General features: G+C 35.7%; 9 protein-coding genes. All 9 read left to right on the top strand.

All coding sequences use genetic code 11. The features are described 5' to 3' along the window. The first annotated feature begins 134 nt into the window (after positions 1-134). The 9 genes from ACFFLS_RS01960 (at position 135) to ACFFLS_RS01920 (ending at position 17,503) form a co-directional block, all read left to right on the top strand. Positions 135-3,707, top strand: coding sequence for a SusC/RagA family TonB-linked outer membrane protein (locus ACFFLS_RS01960; protein WP_379685448.1), 3,573 nt, complete (start codon positions 135-137; stop codon positions 3,705-3,707). 17 nt (positions 3,708-3,724) lie between these two features. Beyond that, positions 3,725-5,131: a RagB/SusD family nutrient uptake outer membrane protein gene (locus tag ACFFLS_RS01955; protein ID WP_379685449.1), complete on the top strand. Its 1,407-nt coding sequence runs from the start codon at positions 3,725-3,727 to the stop codon at positions 5,129-5,131. Positions 5,132-5,197: 66 nt separating this feature from the next. Next, a complete protein-coding gene (locus ACFFLS_RS01950; RefSeq protein ID WP_379685450.1) occupies positions 5,198-6,403 on the top strand; it encodes a redoxin domain-containing protein in 1,206 nt (401 codons plus the stop codon). Between the two features lie 104 nt (positions 6,404-6,507). Further along, positions 6,508-7,641: a redoxin domain-containing protein gene (locus tag ACFFLS_RS01945; RefSeq protein WP_379685451.1), complete on the top strand. Its 1,134-nt coding sequence runs from the start codon at positions 6,508-6,510 to the stop codon at positions 7,639-7,641. A 122-nt stretch (positions 7,642-7,763) separates the two neighbouring features. Then, complete coding sequence (locus tag ACFFLS_RS01940; RefSeq protein WP_379685452.1) at positions 7,764-10,535, top strand: M16 family metallopeptidase; 2,772 nt, start codon at positions 7,764-7,766, stop codon at positions 10,533-10,535. A 211-nt stretch (positions 10,536-10,746) separates the two neighbouring features. Then, the gene (locus ACFFLS_RS01935; protein WP_379685453.1) at positions 10,747-12,747 is read left to right on the top strand and encodes a protein-disulfide reductase DsbD family protein; all 2,001 of its coding nucleotides are present in this window, start codon (positions 10,747-10,749) and stop codon (positions 12,745-12,747) included. A 255-nt stretch (positions 12,748-13,002) separates the two neighbouring features. Next, entirely contained in the window at positions 13,003-15,183 is a 2,181-nt protein-coding gene (locus tag ACFFLS_RS01930; RefSeq protein WP_379685454.1) for an HAD-IIB family hydrolase, read from the top strand. 7 nt (positions 15,184-15,190) lie between these two features. Further along, on the top strand, positions 15,191-16,720 hold the full coding sequence (locus tag ACFFLS_RS01925; protein ID WP_379685455.1) for a glycoside hydrolase family protein: 1,530 nt from the start codon (positions 15,191-15,193) through the stop codon (positions 16,718-16,720). Between the two features lie 378 nt (positions 16,721-17,098). After that, positions 17,099-17,503 (top strand): hypothetical protein, encoded by a 405-nt coding sequence (locus ACFFLS_RS01920; protein ID WP_379685456.1) that lies wholly within the window; start codon positions 17,099-17,101, stop codon positions 17,501-17,503. Positions 17,504-17,513 lie beyond the last annotated feature (10 nt).

Below are 17,513 nucleotides of genomic sequence, written 5' to 3'. Positions count from 1 at the left end.
AAGCCTATGTAACAAACCCCAGAAAAGAAAGGGATCGTTATTTATAAAAAAAACCGGAAAATGCGCCAACATTTTCCGGTGGGTAAATGCGGTCAGTTAATTAACCAACCAACATTAAAAAACATTTTAAAAGTATGAAAAAACTCTTGAACACAATCAGGTTCGACAAACCTTTTGTGAAATTTGATTTGAAAATGAAATTGACCACATTATTACTAATAACTACATTATCGGTTATGCATGCGGGAGTGTCGTATTCGCAAAAAGCAAAAATGTCTTTCAGCGCCAATAATATGACAGTTGCAAAAGCACTGGAAAAACTTGAATATACTACCAATTACAGATTTGTTTACAATGTAAGATCAGTGGATTTAAACAGAGTAATTGATGTTAATATTAATAACGCTTCTATAGAAGCAGTTTTAAGTACGATTTTTAAAGATACTGGTACAGATTACAAAGTATCTGGAAATCATGTTGTTTTGATATCCAAACAGCCTCCAGTACAAAAGGCGTCGGAAGTAAAAAAAGAAGAAGCCGATTTTATAGTAAAAGGCCGTGTTACCGATGAGAAAGGAATGCCGTTGGTAGGTGCTGCAATTTCTGATAATGGCTCAGGAAGAGGAGTAAATACCGATTTTAATGGTGAATACCAGATTATTGCAGTAAGCAGCGAAACAACTTTGGCTTTTGCTTATTTGGGATATGTTAGGCAGGAAATTAAAGTAGAAGGAAGAAGCGTAATCAATGTTGTTCTTAAAGAAGATGTTCAGCAGTTAGGAGAAGTTGTATTGACGACGGGGTATCAGAATATTTCAGCTGAGCAGGCTACCGGATCTTTTTCAAAATTAAAATCTTCCGATTTTAAAGAACAGCGTTTAAGCAGTTTAGATAAAATTTTAGAAGGGCGTGTTGTTGGTTATCAAGGAGGAAAAATACGAGGAACCACTTCTATGAGAGGTTTAACAACACCTATGTATGTAATTGACGGTTTTCCTGTTGAAAATACAAAATTTACAGAGAATTACAATCTTGAGGAAGGACTTCCCAATTTGAACTTAGAAGATATTGAAACTATTACGGTTCTTAAAGATGCAGCGGCTTCGTCAATTTACGGAGCGCGTGCGGCGAACGGCGTTGTGGTAATTACAACTAAAAAAGCAAAGGCAGGAAGAATGAATATTTCGGTTTCAACGAATTTGACTGTCACTCCATATAGAAATTATACAGGAAATCTTACTGATTCAGCTGATATTATTGGTTTAGAAAGAGGATGGGCCACTGGAAACCCAAATCTTCAGGGGGCAGGTGCAGGTGCCTATGCGCAGTCATTGCTTAATAACGCCGCTTTTACAAGTCTGGGAATGAATACTATTTTAAGAGGTTATGCTGGGACTATTTCACAGACAGATGCAGATAATCAATTAAATAGGCTGTCTGCCCAAGGATATAGATATTATGATGATGTTGCGAGATATGCTAAACGAGACCAGTTTTTTACGCAGCACAATATTAGTTTAGGAAAAGCTTCTGAGAGTAACAGTTTTAATGCCTCTTTAACTTATAAGAGCAACAAATTAGAAGATATATATTCGGAGAACGAATCGGTTGGGATTAATTTGAAAAACTCAACAGAAATTACCAGCTGGCTGTCTTTAGATTTAGGAACTTTTGTCAGCTTTGGTAAAGGGGATTTACAAACTTATGCCCCATTAATTCCTGGGTTTAAATATCAGCCTTATAATCAATTGATTAATGATGATGGTTCTTATTTTACATCGACAGCAGCTTCTCGCTACAATAATTTTACGCTTCAGTCTATGCAGAATTACGGTTTGTACAGCATGGATGTAACACCAATGGAAGAGCTGAGAAGAAATGTGAGCGAGACTAAAAATTTCATGAATAGAACCTTTGCTAAGTTCAACATAAAATTCAGCAAAACACTTACTTATAATGCGATGTTTCAGTATGAATATGGTGTTGACCGAACTAATTTTTTAAGAGAAAAAGAATCGTTCAGTGTTAGAAATCAGGTAAACGGAATGGTAACTATAGCTAATAACGCTGCAGTTTACAATCTACCTTATGGAGATATTTTAAAAGAAACCAATCAGTTCACCAATGCTTATAATTTCCGCCAGCAGCTAAATTTTGATAAGGTGTTTAATAATAAACATGATGTGTCAGCGATTGCTGGTATGGAAGTACGTCACAACAAAACAGAGTATAGAGATGATACGCGTTATGGCTGGGATGAGCAGACGCTTTCATTTACTCCGATTAATCAGGCTAATCTGCTTAATGTCTACGGGTCAGTATTTGGGGGTTATATGAGCATAAACAATTTTTCTGCAGAGAAAGAATTTCTAAATCGTTATATTTCTTTTTACAGTACAGGAGGATATACCTACGATAGAAAATATTCGCTATCAGGTAGTTTACGTTGGGATCGTTCGAACCTTTGGGGCACTGACAACAAATACCAAAATAAGCCGACTTGGTCTGTGGGTGCGGGATGGAATATTGAAAAAGAATCATTCTTTGCAGCTTCATGGGTAAACGCGCTTAAACTTCGTGCTTCTTACGGTATAGGTGGAAATGTAGCCAAAGATTCTGCACCTTATTTAACTGCATACTACTATGCTAATCCAAATGTCGGTGGTAATCAGGGAGCTGTTGGTTCAAGACCAAACCCTGAATTGTCTTGGGAAAAAACGACAACAACCAATGTTGGGTTAGACTTTTCAATATTTAATAGGAGATTAAACGGGACATTTGATTTTTATAACAAAAAAGGCCAGGATTTATTGGCCAGCAGCGTTGGTATTCCAACCGAGGGGTTTGGATACAGCACTTATACGATAAACAACGGAGAAATGACCAACAAAGGTTTTGAGATTAGTTTAAATGGTACAATTGTCAAAACGCCTTCGTTCTCATGGAATGCTTCGGTTTTATATGCTAATAACAAAAATAAAGTAGATTATGTAAACGTAGTAGCTCCTGTCTCTTATCTACAGTTGGATGTTCCATATGCTTATCCTCGAGTTGGCAATAATTATAATTCTATTTACGGTTACAAATGGGCAGGTTTAAGCAACACTGGCCTACCTCAGGTTTATGATGCATCGGGAACTGCTGTAATTTATAATCCTGCCGATTTAGAAGCTATTGAAGATTATGGATCAACAGTCCCTACTCACAGTGGGTCGTTTCACACGTCGGTATCTTATAAAAACTTTTCACTTTCGGCATTGTTTATATATGAGTTAGGGCATAAGGTTAGAAATACCTTTTTACCAATGCTAAATAACAATTATTCAGGTGCTTTGGGAGCCTATGTAACTGATATTGCCGTTGTAAATAAAAGTATAGTGAACAGATGGCAGCAACCGGGAGATGAGGCATTCACGAATATTCCGCGTGTAGTATACGAGTATGAATCTGATTTTAGTTATGACTCTCGAGATATTTACCGTTATGCAGATATTAACATTCTGGATGCTTCAAATGTGCGATTAAGCAATATTTCATTTGGTTATCAAATGCCAAAGACATTAACTAGAAAAATAAACTTAGATGATATACGCTTCAATCTGAATGCAGAAAATGTTTATACATGGGCTAAAAGCAGTGATGCAAAATACATGTTGAATGGTTACCAGTCTCCAAGTTTTGTACTGGGGGTAAATGTTAATTTCTAATTTTTAAAGACTAGACTATGAAAAATATATATAAAAAACTAGCATGTTTATTGGCTTTAGGATTGACTTTTGTTTCTTGCAACGATTATTTGGATGATGTTCCAAAAGGTTCTAAAACACCAACAACCTTGGCCGATTTTGAAGCATTTATAAGGGATGAATATGGAAATCAAATTGTAAATGTTGCTCAGGCCTTAAATTTATTGAATGACAATTATGTTACAGTTGCTAATTTATCAGGCGACAGATTGACGAAAGCTAATTATATGTGGGATGAAACTGCTGACCGCATTCAATTAAATCAGGGAGATGAAATTACTTATTATAGAAGTTATGCAGGAATTTCAAGCTTTAATTTAATTATTGCTAATGCATTAACAGCTACTGAAGCTACAGATGAACAAAGAAGAATTGTATGGGCTGAAGCCAAAGTGCTTCGAGCAATGAGTTACTACAATTTAGCTAACTTTTATGCAGATACTTATACTGCATCGACTGCAGGTACAAAATTATCTGTTCCTTTGATTACCAGTGCTGATATTAATGCACCTAGTAAACAGTTAACCATTCAGGAAATGTATGATTTTATTTTGAATGATGTTAAAGAAGCATTGCCTTATCTGCCGAAAGTTTCCCAAACGGCTTTACATCCTAATCTAGGTGCAGGTTATGCTTTTTATTCACGTGTTTATCTGCAGATGAATAATTATTCAGAGGCTTTAAAATATGCTGATCTTGCTTTGGCTGAAAACAATAGGCTGTATGACTGGGTTGGTTATTACAATACCAATAAAGCAATTATTGATGTTCCGAATTCATATACAGCTACTGCATCTCCGATGGGATACAATTATGTAGAGAATTATACTTTTAGACATGGCTCTATTTACTACCTGTCAAGAGAATTTAATATTCCGGTTGAGCGCGCACAGCATTTTGAAACGAATGATGTTAAATTTAAGTCACGTTGGAAACCTATTACTGTTGGTTCAGAGAATTATTACAGAACAACTTTGTCCGGCATGTTTAATTTTGGAGGAATTACAACAGTTGAAGTTTACCTGATTAAAGCAGAATGCCTTGCCCGTGCTAATCAGATAAGCGATGCATTAAATGTATTGAATACAGTTCGTAAAACCCGTATTCTTCCGGCATCGTACCAAGATATTTCAACTGCGGATAAAACAACAGCTCTTAATGCTATTTTCAGAACAAAGAACAATGAACTTATTAATACATTGATTCCTTTTGCAGATGCACGCCGCTTAAATGCAGAAGGAGTTTATAAAGTTAGTTTAACAAAAACTGTAGAGGGAACAAATTACAGCTTAGCATCAGATTCTTATTTGTGGACAATGCCTTTCCCGCAAGGAGCAACGCAAAATCCAGGAAACGGAACCATTACACAAAACGTAGACAAATAATAATAACTTAAAGGCTTCCTGATTAGGAACTCCGAAATGGAAGCTTAAAAAAAAATGTCAATCAAAATGAACATAACTAAATATAAAATAGTAGTGTTGTGCATCTGTCTGTTTACAATTTCGAACAACAGTATCGCACAAAAGAAAAAAACAACGGCTTCTGCAGCTACATCTTATACAATTGACGCAACTATTACAGGACTTACTGATGGGATGACTGTAAAATTAATTCCTGGAGCAACACATTCTTCTGAGTTGCCGGTCGCAGAAACAACAATTAAAGACGGTAGATTTACCTTTACTGGTAAATTAAATGAACCCCGTTTTTTCTACATCATTTTTGGTAAAGACAAAGGCAATATTTCAGTGATGGCTGAAAATGCTAAAATAAAAGTGACGGCTGATTGTTCAATTTCTACTCAGGAAGGAGAATATATTTATTTTAAAAATGTTACTGTTACAGGTTCAAAATCACATAATTATTATAAAAAAGAAACAGCTTTCAGAGATGAACTAGAAAGAGATTATAGGGATTATCATACTAAAGAATCAGATGAATTAAGCAGTTTAATAGGGGCAGCAAGAAAAGAAACAAACACTAAAAAATTAGATTCACTTCAAAATCTTCCGGTTTGGAAAAAATTTGAGGCAGATGAAAAAGCTTTTTTCACAAAAGTTGAAAAATTGACTACAGATGTTGTAGCAAGACACAAAACAAATTGGTGGGGACCATTTTTTATGATGACGCAGTTTTCGTACTTAACGCCAGACCAAAAGCCATTGTACGAACAATTCTCCGATGCAGCAAAAAAAAGCTATTACGGACAATTGGTTGACAAGGAAATAAATCCGAAATCTCTTGTTGGTACCAATGTAGCAAATTTCAAATTAAATGATAAAGACGGAAATTCTAAAAGTGTAAAAGATATTGTTTCGGGCAAAAAATACATTCTGATAGATTTTTGGGCTTCTTGGTGCGGACCATGCCGTAAAGAAATTCCAAATCTGAAAAATGCTTACGAGTCTTATGCAGAAAAAGGATTTGAAGTTTTGAGCATTTCTATTGATAAAGATCAGAAAGCGTGGCTAAAGGCATTAGAGCAAGAAAACATGAAATGGCCGAATTTATATGATGACGACAAAGTAAGTAAGGCATTCAATGTAAAGACAATTCCGGCAACTTATTTGGTTGATAGTAAAGGTGTAATTATCGGCGATAATTTAAGAGGTCCAGAATTAGAAGCAAAACTGAAAGAACTTCTGAAATCTTAGATTTCTTAGTAATCAGTATTCAGTTTTTAGTGTTCAGTACTTGTTTGCTGAAAAAATAGAAAATAAAAAAAGACATCGCAGTCCAAATAAATAAAAAATAACACATGAAAAATACCATTTTAAAACAAGGTTTGCTGGCGTTAGCACTTTCAACCACAATCATTTCTTGTTCAAAGAAAGAAGGATATACAATTAACGGAAATATTACCGGATTAGATAAAGGAACCGTTTATCTAGAATATGCAGATGAAAAAGGAGATAAAAAAATCATCGATTCTGCTGCCGTAAAAGATGGCGTTTTTACATTCAACGGAAAAGTTGCAGAGCCTTTGCTTCATACTGTTAAAATCAAAGGACAGGATTACGGAACCTATTTTATTTTAGATAATGAAGACATCAAACTAGAAGCCAAAAAGGATTCTATGTTTACAGGGAAAATAACCGGAGCTTCACAAAACGGATTCTACAAATCGTATTACGATAACGAATTCAAAAAAATACAAGGAGTTGCTGGTCCGATTTACAAATTATCTGATTCGTTGACTCAAGGAGGAAAAGTAAAATTGACTTCAGAACAGCAAACCATGATGGATAAAAAATGGAAAGATCTTGGCGCTTTCGCGGATGACCTTACAGATAAATTCATCAGAAAAAATAAAGACAATTTAGGAGGAGCCTTAGTAATCGAAGACCGAATTGTCTCTTATGGAACTCCTGAAAAAGTAAAAGAATATTACGCGATTTTATCTCCAGAAATCCAAAAATCGTTTTATGGGAAAAAATTGAAAGCTTCTATCGATTTGAACGAAAAAACAGCAATTGGCGTTACAGCTCCTGAGTTTTCTCAAACCGATGTTAGTGGAAAAACGGTGAAATTATCAGATTACAAAGGAAAATATGTTTTGGTAGATTTCTGGGCAAGCTGGTGCGGACCGTGCCGTAAAGAAAATCCAAATGTGGTTTTGGCTTACAAAACGTATCACGATAAAGGATTTGATGTTTTGGGAGTTTCTCTTGATGACAAAAAAAATCTTTGGGAAAAAGCAATTGAAAAAGACGGTTTAACTTGGACGCATGTTTCAGATTTAAAAGGATGGCAGAATGAAGCTGCTGTTTTATACGGTGTAAAAATGGTTCCAACAAATTACTTAATTGGACCTGACGGAAAAATTGTAGCTAAAAATTTGAGAGAAGCAGAGCTTCAATCTAAATTGAAAGAAATTTTCAGTAAGTCTTAAATTAGTTCACAGTTTTCAGTATTTAGTGTTCAGTCTCGTTTCGGTCAAAGTTTTCAATTCTGGAGTTAGACTGAGCATTAAAAACTGAACACTGAGCACTCCAATAAAAAATCAACAAAAAAATGAAAAAATACATTTTAATGGGCTATTGCTCATTGGCTTTCTGTACGCTTTTATCAGCGCAGAGTAATTTGGTTAACTTTAAGAAAATAAAAGAGTTAGGTGGGATTGAAGAGTATTTGTACCAACCAAACGGAATGAATATTCTGCTTTTGCAAGACAATGCTTCGCCGGTTGCAACCGTACAAATCGTTTACCGCGTAGGTTCTAAACACGAAGTTTTAGGAAATACAGGATCGACGCATCTTTTGGAACATTTGATGTTTAAAGGAACTCCGACTTTCAACAAGAAAAACGGAAACACAATTACAGATGTTTTACAAAATACAGGAGCGCAGTTAAACGCTACAACTTGGTACGATCGTACGAATTATTTTGAAACGTTGCCAAGTGATAAAATCGAACTGGCAATTCAGATCGAAGCCGACAGAATGCGTAATTCTTTATTATTAAAAGAAGACAAAGAAGCCGAAATGACTGTTGTCCGAAACGAATTTGAGCGTGGAGAAAACAATCCGAATGCTTTATTGGATAAAGAAATATGGGCTTCGGCATACGTAGCGCATCCGTATCATCATTCGACAATTGGATGGAAATCGGATATCGAAAATGCTCCAATCGAGGTTTTAAAGAATTTCTATAATACATATTACTGGCCTGATAATGCGACTTTAACCATAATTGGAGATTTTAGAAAAGAGAATGTTTTTGCGTTAATCGAAAAATATTTCGGCAAAATCACAAAAGCGCCAAACGTAATGCCACAACCTTATACGGAAGAGCCTCAGCAATACGGACCACGTAAGATTACCGTTAAAAAACCGGGAGAATTAGGTGTTGTAAACAAAGCGTATAAAATTCCGGGCGCTTTGCATGAAGATCTTCCAGCGCTGAATATTCTAGCGCAGATTATCGGCAGCGGGCCTTCAGCGATTTTAAACAAAACTTTTGTCGATACGCGTTTGGGAATTTATTCTTATGCAAGCGCAACAAACTTTAAAGAAGTTGGGCTTTTTACCATTGGAGTTGGTTTTCCTGTTGCTTCCAAACATGAAGATATTGATGCTAAAATCAGCGAAGTTGTGGCTAAAATCCAGAAAGAAGGCGTATCACAAGATGAGGTAAACCGTGTTGTGGCAAAAATCAGTGCACAGACCATTTTAGCTCGCGACGGTTCTGGAGTTATCGCATCGGCATTAAATGAAGCAATCGCTTCTGGCGACTGGACAGATTACATTACAGGAGTTGACCGATTGAAAAAAGTTACTCCAGCCGATGTTTTGCGTGTGGCAAATAAATATTTGGTGGAAGACCAAAGTACAACAGGATATTTTATTCCGAAGCAAGCCGGTGCTCAAAATCAAAATACAGCTAAAGCGAATAATTATATGCCAGAAAATGGTCCGTTTTATTACAGACATCCTGAAAATGAACATGCTCACGAAGAAAATACGCCTGCTTCATCTTCACTAAAAAATAAAGAAGAAGAAATGATTTCTGTCGAAAACTTAATCGAAAAATCGGCTTCTGTTTTCAAAAGAGAAAAAGTTTCTGGAATTGATGTGGTTTCGGTAAAAACTTCGGCAAAAGATTTCGTAACTGTTGCAGCAAGTATTTCGTTAGGAAATTATGCAAGCGAAACTAAAAATGACGTTATCCCAGCATTGACAGCATCAATGCTTTCAAAAGGAACAACGCTTAACGACAAATTTAAGTTTTCAGAAAAACTACAGAAACTTGGGGTAACATTAAATGTAAATGCTTCTACTTTTAAAATAAATATCGGATTTAAATGTTTGAAAAAAGACTTAGACCAAGTAATTGCTTTATTGGCAGAAGAATTAAGAAATCCGTTGTTTGATGCTAAAGAATTCGAAAATCTGAAACAGCAATTTATTGGAAATACACAACAAGATTTGAATGATCCGGGCGAAAGAGGCAGCATTGCTTTATCGCAGGCAATTTATCCGAAAGGAAATCCAAATTACAGCTTAAGCGTTGAAGATAATATCACTAATATCAAAAATGCGACTTTGGATGAAGTAAAAGCTTTTCATAAAAAATATTTCGGAACAGCTTCAATGCGTTTGGTAATTGTGGGCGACACAGAAGGAGCGAACTTAAATGCTTCTTTAAAAAAATCATTCAAAAATTGGAATGGCGGCGTTACAGAAAAACTGAAATTTGAAGAAGCTTCAAAAGCAAATGCAAAAACAGAAATTGTTGTAATTCCAGAAAAACCAAGTGCCGAATTATTCATCGGACAGTTCACAGGTTTAAAAAGAGCCGATGCAGATTATATACCGTTTTATATTGGGAATTATACTTTAGGTGCCGGTTTCGCAGGACGTTTAATGCAGACTGTTCGTGATGTTGACGGTTTAACGTACAGTATTTCATCTGGAATTGGAGGAAATATCGAAACAGGCGGTTATTGGTATGTAAATGCATCCTTCAATCCGAATTTATTCCAGAAAGGTTTGGACGCAACGATGGTTCAGGTGGATAAATGGGTAAAGAACGGAATCACAGCCGAAGAACTTGAAAACAAGAAAACCAACTTAATAGGAAGTTTTAAAGTCGGAATGTCAACTACAAACGGAATGGCAAGAACGATTTTAAGTTTTATCGAAAGAGGTTTAGAGCCAAATTACATCGATCAGTATCCAAAAGATATCGAAAAAGCTACTTTACAACAGGTAAACGATGCGATTAAGAAATACATTCAACTGGACAAAATGATCATCATTAAAGCAGGTTCGCTTGATAAATAGTGTTCAGGTTTAGTCGCAGTTGACAGCGCCATTTTGTAAAAGTTTCAAACTTTGACTAAATCTAAAATCTGCAATCTAAAATCTAAAATTTTAATAGTAGTCTTTCATTAGTTTCATTTTAGAATCTGAATTAGTAAGCCATTTTCTGTGAAAGACCAAAAGAGCTGTTTTTGCCAACAGCTCTTTTTTTCCAAAATCAAATCAAAAAACAATGAAAAATACGATACTTACATTTCTGTTACTTATCTCAGTATCGATGTTCGGACAAATGTACAATCCGGTAAAATGGTCGACAACCGTAGAAAAAGTTTCAGATAAAGAATATATTTTAAAAGCGCAGGCCGTGATACAATCCGGCTGGCATTTGTACGGACAATATATTGAAGAAGGCGGTCCTTCAAGAACTGCTTTTACCTTCAAAAACAACAATAAAAAGTTTGAACTTATCGGAAAAACTACCGAAGAAAAAGGGCATGAAGTTGTCGATAAAATCTTCGATATGAAAATCAAATATTTTGAAGATAAGGCGCTTTTTACGCAAAAAATCAAGTTCGTCTCAGACGATGTTTCGAATGTTGTAGCCGAAGTAGATTTTATGGTTTGTGATGACAGTAACTGTTTACCGCCGACAACTGAAGAATTAACGTTTAAAATTCAAAGTATAAAGAAACAGGCTTCCGCCGAAGAAAAAATACCTGCCAAAGATACAGCAACAACAGGTTTGGTGGAAGTTAAAGAACCTGAAAAAGCAGAAGCCGTTTCGGTAAAACCAATTAAAAAAGAGGAATCTAAAGGATTGATAAGTATTTTTGTTTTAGCCTTTTTATCTGGCTTCGCAGCATTGCTGACGCCTTGCGTTTTCCCGATGATCCCGATGACGGTAAGTTATTTTACGAAACAGAGCAAAACCAAAGCTGCAGGAATACGAAATGCTGTAATTTATGGTCTTTCGATAATCGTTATTTATGTTTTGCTGGGTTCGATCGTGACAGCGATTTTCGGTGCCGATTCGCTCAATGAACTTTCTACAAATGTCTGGTTCAATCTTATTTTCTTTATTTTATTAGTAGTTTTTGCTATTTCATTTTTAGGCGCTTTCGAAATTATGCTTCCAAATGCCTTGGCCAACAAAGTCGATTCACAGGCAGATAGAGGAGGAATGATTGGAATTTTCTTTATGGCTTTGGCCTTAGCCATTGTATCTTTTTCTTGCACAGGACCAATCGTAGGGACTTTATTAGTTGAATCGGCTTCAAAAGGAGGAATTGCGCCAATTGTCGGAATGCTAGGATTCTCAATTGCTATTGCATTACCGTTTTCATTATTTGCCGCTTTTCCAGGCTGGTTAAATGCGCTGCCAAAATCTGGCGGATGGCTGAATACGGTAAAAGTAGTTTTAGGATTTTTAGAATTGGCTTTGGCTTTCAAATTTTTATCAAACGTCGATTTAGTTTTACAATTGCATTGGCTGGAAAGAGAAGTTTTCCTTGCTATTTGGATAGCTGTTTTCGGAATGTTGGCTTTTTATTTATTTGGAAAAATCACATTACCGCATGATTCTCCTCTGAATCATATTTCTGTTGGAAGATTAGGATTAGGTTTGATTGTTCTGAGTTTTACGATTTACTTGATTCCTGGACTTTGGGGCGCTCCATTAAAATTAATCAGCGGATTTGCTCCTTCTACGCAGTACAGCGAATCTCCTGATGGGTTTGGAGGTTCGAAAATTTCGGGCGAAAACTCAAAAATTAATCTGCCAGAAGGTGCAGAGAAAGGACCACAGAATATTGCCACTTTCCACGATTATGAAAAAGGAATGGAGTACGCTAAAAAAGTTGGAAAACCAGTTTTGCTGGATTTCACAGGATATGCCTGCGTGAATTGCCGAAGAATGGAAGAACTTGTTTGGTCAGATCCTAAAGTTTTGGGCGTTTTAAATAATGATGTTGTTTTGATTTCTTTATATGTAGATGATAAAAAAGAACTGCCAGAAAAGGAACAGTACATTTCTGAAACAACTGGAAAAAAAATTAAAACCATTGGCAACAAATGGAGCGATTTACAAATTAAAACGTATAAAGCAAACGCGCAGCCGTTCTATGTAATTGTAAATCATAAAAGTACAAATCTAACGACTCCATCAGCTTATAATCCGAATGTTGAAGAATATTATAATTGGCTCCAAAGCGGAATCAAAAACTTCAAAAAATAGTAGATTTAGCGTTTGATTTCATAAAAAACAAAAAAGCCTTAAGATAGATGCTATTTTAAGGCTTTAGCATTTTTAGAAGTCTTAATGTTGGGCATCATCATTTTTTTAGGATTTATTGGTTTTCAAGTGCGATTTTTTAACAGTAGTGTGACGTTTTTCAACATGTCAATGTTGTAATGAAACTGTTATTTTTTTGTAAAAGCTACCGTTAAAATGTGTCGAAATTTGTAACTTAAAATTTCTTAGAAGTAACAAATGATGAAAAAATTACGAATTTCACTTATAAATATACACGGTCTTTTAAAAGGATCTGGTCTAGAAATCGGACGGGATGCTGATAACGGCGGACAAACAAAATACATTTACGAACTAGCCGAATTTTTGTCACAGCACGAAGATGTCGAGCATGTTCATTTATTCACAAGATTAATAGACGACCGCTCATTATCGCCAGAATATGCGGTTCCGATTGAGGTTGTCAATGAAAAATTAGACATTAGAAGAATTCCTTTTCTAGGAAAAAAATACCGTCCGAAAGAACAGCTTTGGGAAGGTCTCGATACTTTTGTAAGCGGTGTAATGCAACACATCAAAGCACATAATATTTATCCCGATTGGATTCATTCGCATTATGGCGATGCAGGATATGCCGCAGCCGAATTATCATCAGTACTCAATATTCCGTTTGCGCATACCGGACATTCTCTTGGCTTTTATAAAAAGAAGAAACTGCTAGAAAGTGGTCAGAATGAAGAAGAACTGGAAAAGAAATTTAAATTTAAAGCCAGAATCGCCGCCGAAGAAAAAACCTTAGAACTTTCTGAATTTATCGTAACTTCTACAGAGCAGGAAATTGAAACCTATAAGGCGTATAAAAATTTTGAACTCGCAAAATACCACGCTATTTCTCCCGGAATAGATACCCGAAAATTTGTTCCGTATTATTATCATGAATCAGACGGAGATAAAAATATGGAAGAAACACAGCGTAAATACTGGGTTTCAGAAACAATAGCCAAATTTTTGACCAATCCGCACAAGCCTTTTATTCTGGCACTTTCGAGACCAGATCGTCATAAAAACCTGAACACCTTAATAGAAGTTTACGGCAAAGACAAAGAATTGCAGAGTATTGCCAATCTGGTGATTTTTGCAGGAATTCGAAAAGACATTCAGAAAATGCCAGAATCTGAAAAAAATGTCCTGACCGATTTGTTATTGTTGATGGATAAATACGATTTGTACGGCAAAATGGCAATTCCAAAAAAACATGATGTTGAAAATGAAGTTTCGATTATTTACCGTCATGCCGCAGAAAAAAGAGGCGTTTTTGTCAATCTCGCACTCCACGAAAACTTCGGACTTACGGTTATCGAATCGGCAAGTTCGGGACTTCCAGTGGTAGTTACCAAAAACGGAGGGCCTGCAGAAATTATTCCGGTCTGCCAAAACGGAGAACTCGTTGATCCACAAGACGAAAACCAAATCAAAAAAGCCCTTCTAAATATCCTTACCGATGAAAATCAGTGGAAATATTATTCTAATAACGGAGCAATCAACATTCAGAAACATTACAGTTGGGTGAGCCACGTAGATCAGTATGTAGAATTGGTAAAAGAGAATTTATCTGTTTCTTCTGGTGCAGGAATCAAAAAACAGCATTATGCCAATATCAATATTGACCGCTTAAAGCGAAAGGTAGAAAACTTACTCGTTTCGGATATTGACGGTACTTTGATTGAACCTAAACTAAATAATCCCGGCTTAATAGAGTTGAAAAAACATTTGATTAATCGAACCGATAAAATGGCTTTTGCAATGGCTTCTGGCAGAAATCTGGCGTTGGTCAGGAAAATCATCGATGAAGAAAAATTTCCTTTGCCTGATTTTATAATTTGTTCAGTGGGGACCGAAATTTATTATACTAACGGAAAAGAATACATTCTAGACAAAGGCTGGGCCAAATTCCTTGCCGGACGCTGGAAAAGAGACGAGATAGTTCAAAAACTTTCGGCAGTAAAATGGATCAAAATACAGGAAGATGAGGCTCAGAACCCTTATAAAATATCGTATTACTACGAAAAAGAAAAGTACGATCACGACGAGCTGGTAAGAGTTTTGGGCGACGGATGGTACAAAATCAATATTATTCCGAGTCACGGACAATTCTTGGATTTTATACCTAAAAGAGCTTCAAAAGGAAATGCAATCAAATTTTTATGCCGAAAATGGGCAATTCCGCTGGGTAATGTAATTGCAGCAGGCGATTCTGGGAATGATATTGACATGTTCAGAGGGCCAATCAAAGGAATTATAGTCGGAAACCGAAGTGCAGAATTAGCAGATTACGAAACAACTAAAACCATTTATGTGGCAAAAACTGCTGCTTCTTTGGGAATTTTAGAAGGATTAAAGCATTATAAAATCATTAAATAAGTAAAATATGTATTCAGGTTCAGGATTCAGTAATTGGGAAATAGGAGATGTTGATGTTTTTATAGACGAGCATGGTGTTCATCATTTGTTTCATCTCATTATTCCTAATCACGATTATATTGCACATGCAGTATCAAAAGATGGTCTTTCCTGGAAAAGAGTAAAAAATGCTCTTTTTGTTGGCGATCCCGGCGAATGGGATGATGATATGTTGTGGACCATGCATGTCAGTAAAAAATCGACAGGAAAAGGATATGAAATGTATTATACAGGTCTCAAACGTCAGGACAAAGGTATAGAACAAAAAGTAGGGCGCGCGGTTTCTAAAGATTTGATCCATTGGACAAAAGACAATTCGTACGGTATGCCCATAAAAAGCGAACCGCCGCATTACGAAAGCCCCACAAATAATCCTCGTGAATGGATTAGTTTTAGAGATCCTTTTAAATATCAGTACCAGGGAGATGATTATTTGCTCATCTGTGCCCGTAGCGCATCGGGACCAATTTATCGTCGAGGCTGTGTTGGAGTTGCCAAAAGAGAAAAAGAAGGTTTTGTTTTGCAAAAACCGCTTCATATTCCGTATGTGTATGACGATGTAGAATGTCCGTGCGTGATTGAGATAAAGGGCTCGTACTATCTTCTGGGTTCTATTCGAGAAGATATAAAAGTACGGTATTGGTCATCACCAGAATTTAGAGGCGAGTACTGCGCCTTTCATAATAATGTACTTTTGCCACAAGGAAATTATGCTGCCCGTGTTGTAAAAAATGACGATCATTTTTTGGTGTATAACTTTTATTTTGCCGATGGAAATGTCAATACTCACCGCGTAATTCCGCCTCCCAAAGAGCTTGATGTCGACCGTAGCGGCAGATTGATGCTTAAAAGTTATTATTATTGGGAAAAATTATATCAAAAGACGATCCATCAAAAAGACCTACCGCATCCGTTGCCTGTTTTAGGAAATCCGACTGCCGAATTTGTGATTGAAAATGAAAATAAATGGCAATTTGGATGCAGAAGCGGTTACGAAATATATTCCTTCGAAAAACCTTCATCAGATTTTGTGTGGGAAGGTACTTTTTCTGTTGAAGGACTAGGAAAAACAGGTTTTGTGATAGAATGTGATAAAGAAGGCACAGGCTATTATATTTCGATTGATTTTGTGAATGGATTTGTGCAGTTCAGAGCTTGGGGATTTAACGAAAAAGATGTTAAGAATAATTTCATTTTTGAGAATATCCAAACCAACCAGTTTGAAATACACGAAAACAGACAGATTTATTTTAAGATCATCCGTTACGGAAATTATTATGAACTTTCGATAGATGACATCGTAAAACTCACACTGCTAGATTTTAAATACAATGAAGGCAAAATCGGAATTTATGTTTGCTCGGCAGTTATATCAGTAAGTGATTCCAAAATTCATGTTATTCCGGAACCCGAAAACGAGTATGCTACTTCAGATCCCGAAAAATACCAGAAAGATTATTCACGAATGATGCAAATGGGAAATGAAAAATCAAATTAATTATGGCCAAGCTTGCAAAACTTGTTTTACAAAAGTCAGAGGGAAATTTCTTCTGACTTTTTTTTATAATTATTCTTAATAATAAAATCCCAATATTAGATTGAAAACAGAACTCATTTATTAATAACAAGTTAAGATTTTATATTTAAACAAATTCTAATGTTATTCTAATGTACCGAAAAAAATTTAACTCTAAATTGCGCGCTCAGAAAATGGAGCAGAACTGCCTTAAATCACTGGGATTTTGATTGAAATTCGTTTGATTTTTTAGACTAAAAAATAAATTTGGTGGCAAAATAAAACCAAAATCTTGAAAAATGATTTAAATGGGTTTGGTAAAACTTTAATTGGAAGAGATAACTTTTATTTTTTAGAAAAATGTTGAATAAGATTAAAAATAGCTTTTTATGCAAGTTCCTTCAGGTGCTTCTTGTCGGCTATTTTTTAATCAGCAGTTTAAATATTGCAAATAGTGTCGGGCGTATTGTGGCGGATAACTCCGAAAAGCACACTGCTAAAGGCATGGCATGCAATTTTCTTAAAAAAATATTCAAATGCGACGGTATTCCCGAAGAATTGGATGATTACAAAACAAAAGATTCTAAAACCGCAAAATTATCAAAAGGAATTCCGTCAATGGAGTATCTTCTTTCTTCAGATACTTCAATGCCAAATTTATACTTTCTAGTAGAAGCAAAAGGGAAAAATTACATCAATAATCCCATCTTTTCTTTTGCTTTTCATGGTAAAATTCATTTACCGCCTCCCCAAAGTTTGATATAAATAGTTTTTT

This window comes from Flavobacterium procerum, assembly GCF_042431625.1.
GTDB classification, from domain to species: Bacteria; Bacteroidota; Bacteroidia; order Flavobacteriales; family Flavobacteriaceae; genus Flavobacterium; species Flavobacterium procerum.
This window is presented reverse-complemented; position numbering and strand designations above follow the sequence as displayed.

Bases quoted from the DNA above. Each gene is read 5' to 3' on its own strand.
- ACFFLS_RS01960 (WP_379685448.1), top strand. From the start codon at position 135: ATGAAAAAACTCTTGAACACAATCAGGTTCGACAAACCTTTTGTGAAA.
- ACFFLS_RS01955 (WP_379685449.1), top strand. From the start codon at position 3,725: ATGAAAAATATATATAAAAAACTAGCATGTTTATTGGCTTTAGGATTG.
- ACFFLS_RS01950 (WP_379685450.1), top strand. From the start codon at position 5,198: ATGAACATAACTAAATATAAAATAGTAGTGTTGTGCATCTGTCTGTTT.
- ACFFLS_RS01945 (WP_379685451.1), top strand. From the start codon at position 6,508: ATGAAAAATACCATTTTAAAACAAGGTTTGCTGGCGTTAGCACTTTCA.
- ACFFLS_RS01940 (WP_379685452.1), top strand. From the start codon at position 7,764: ATGAAAAAATACATTTTAATGGGCTATTGCTCATTGGCTTTCTGTACG.
- ACFFLS_RS01935 (WP_379685453.1), top strand. From the start codon at position 10,747: ATGAAAAATACGATACTTACATTTCTGTTACTTATCTCAGTATCGATG.
- ACFFLS_RS01930 (WP_379685454.1), top strand. From the start codon at position 13,003: ATGATGAAAAAATTACGAATTTCACTTATAAATATACACGGTCTTTTA.
- ACFFLS_RS01925 (WP_379685455.1), top strand. From the start codon at position 15,191: ATGTATTCAGGTTCAGGATTCAGTAATTGGGAAATAGGAGATGTTGAT.
- ACFFLS_RS01920 (WP_379685456.1), top strand. From the start codon at position 17,099: ATGTTGAATAAGATTAAAAATAGCTTTTTATGCAAGTTCCTTCAGGTG.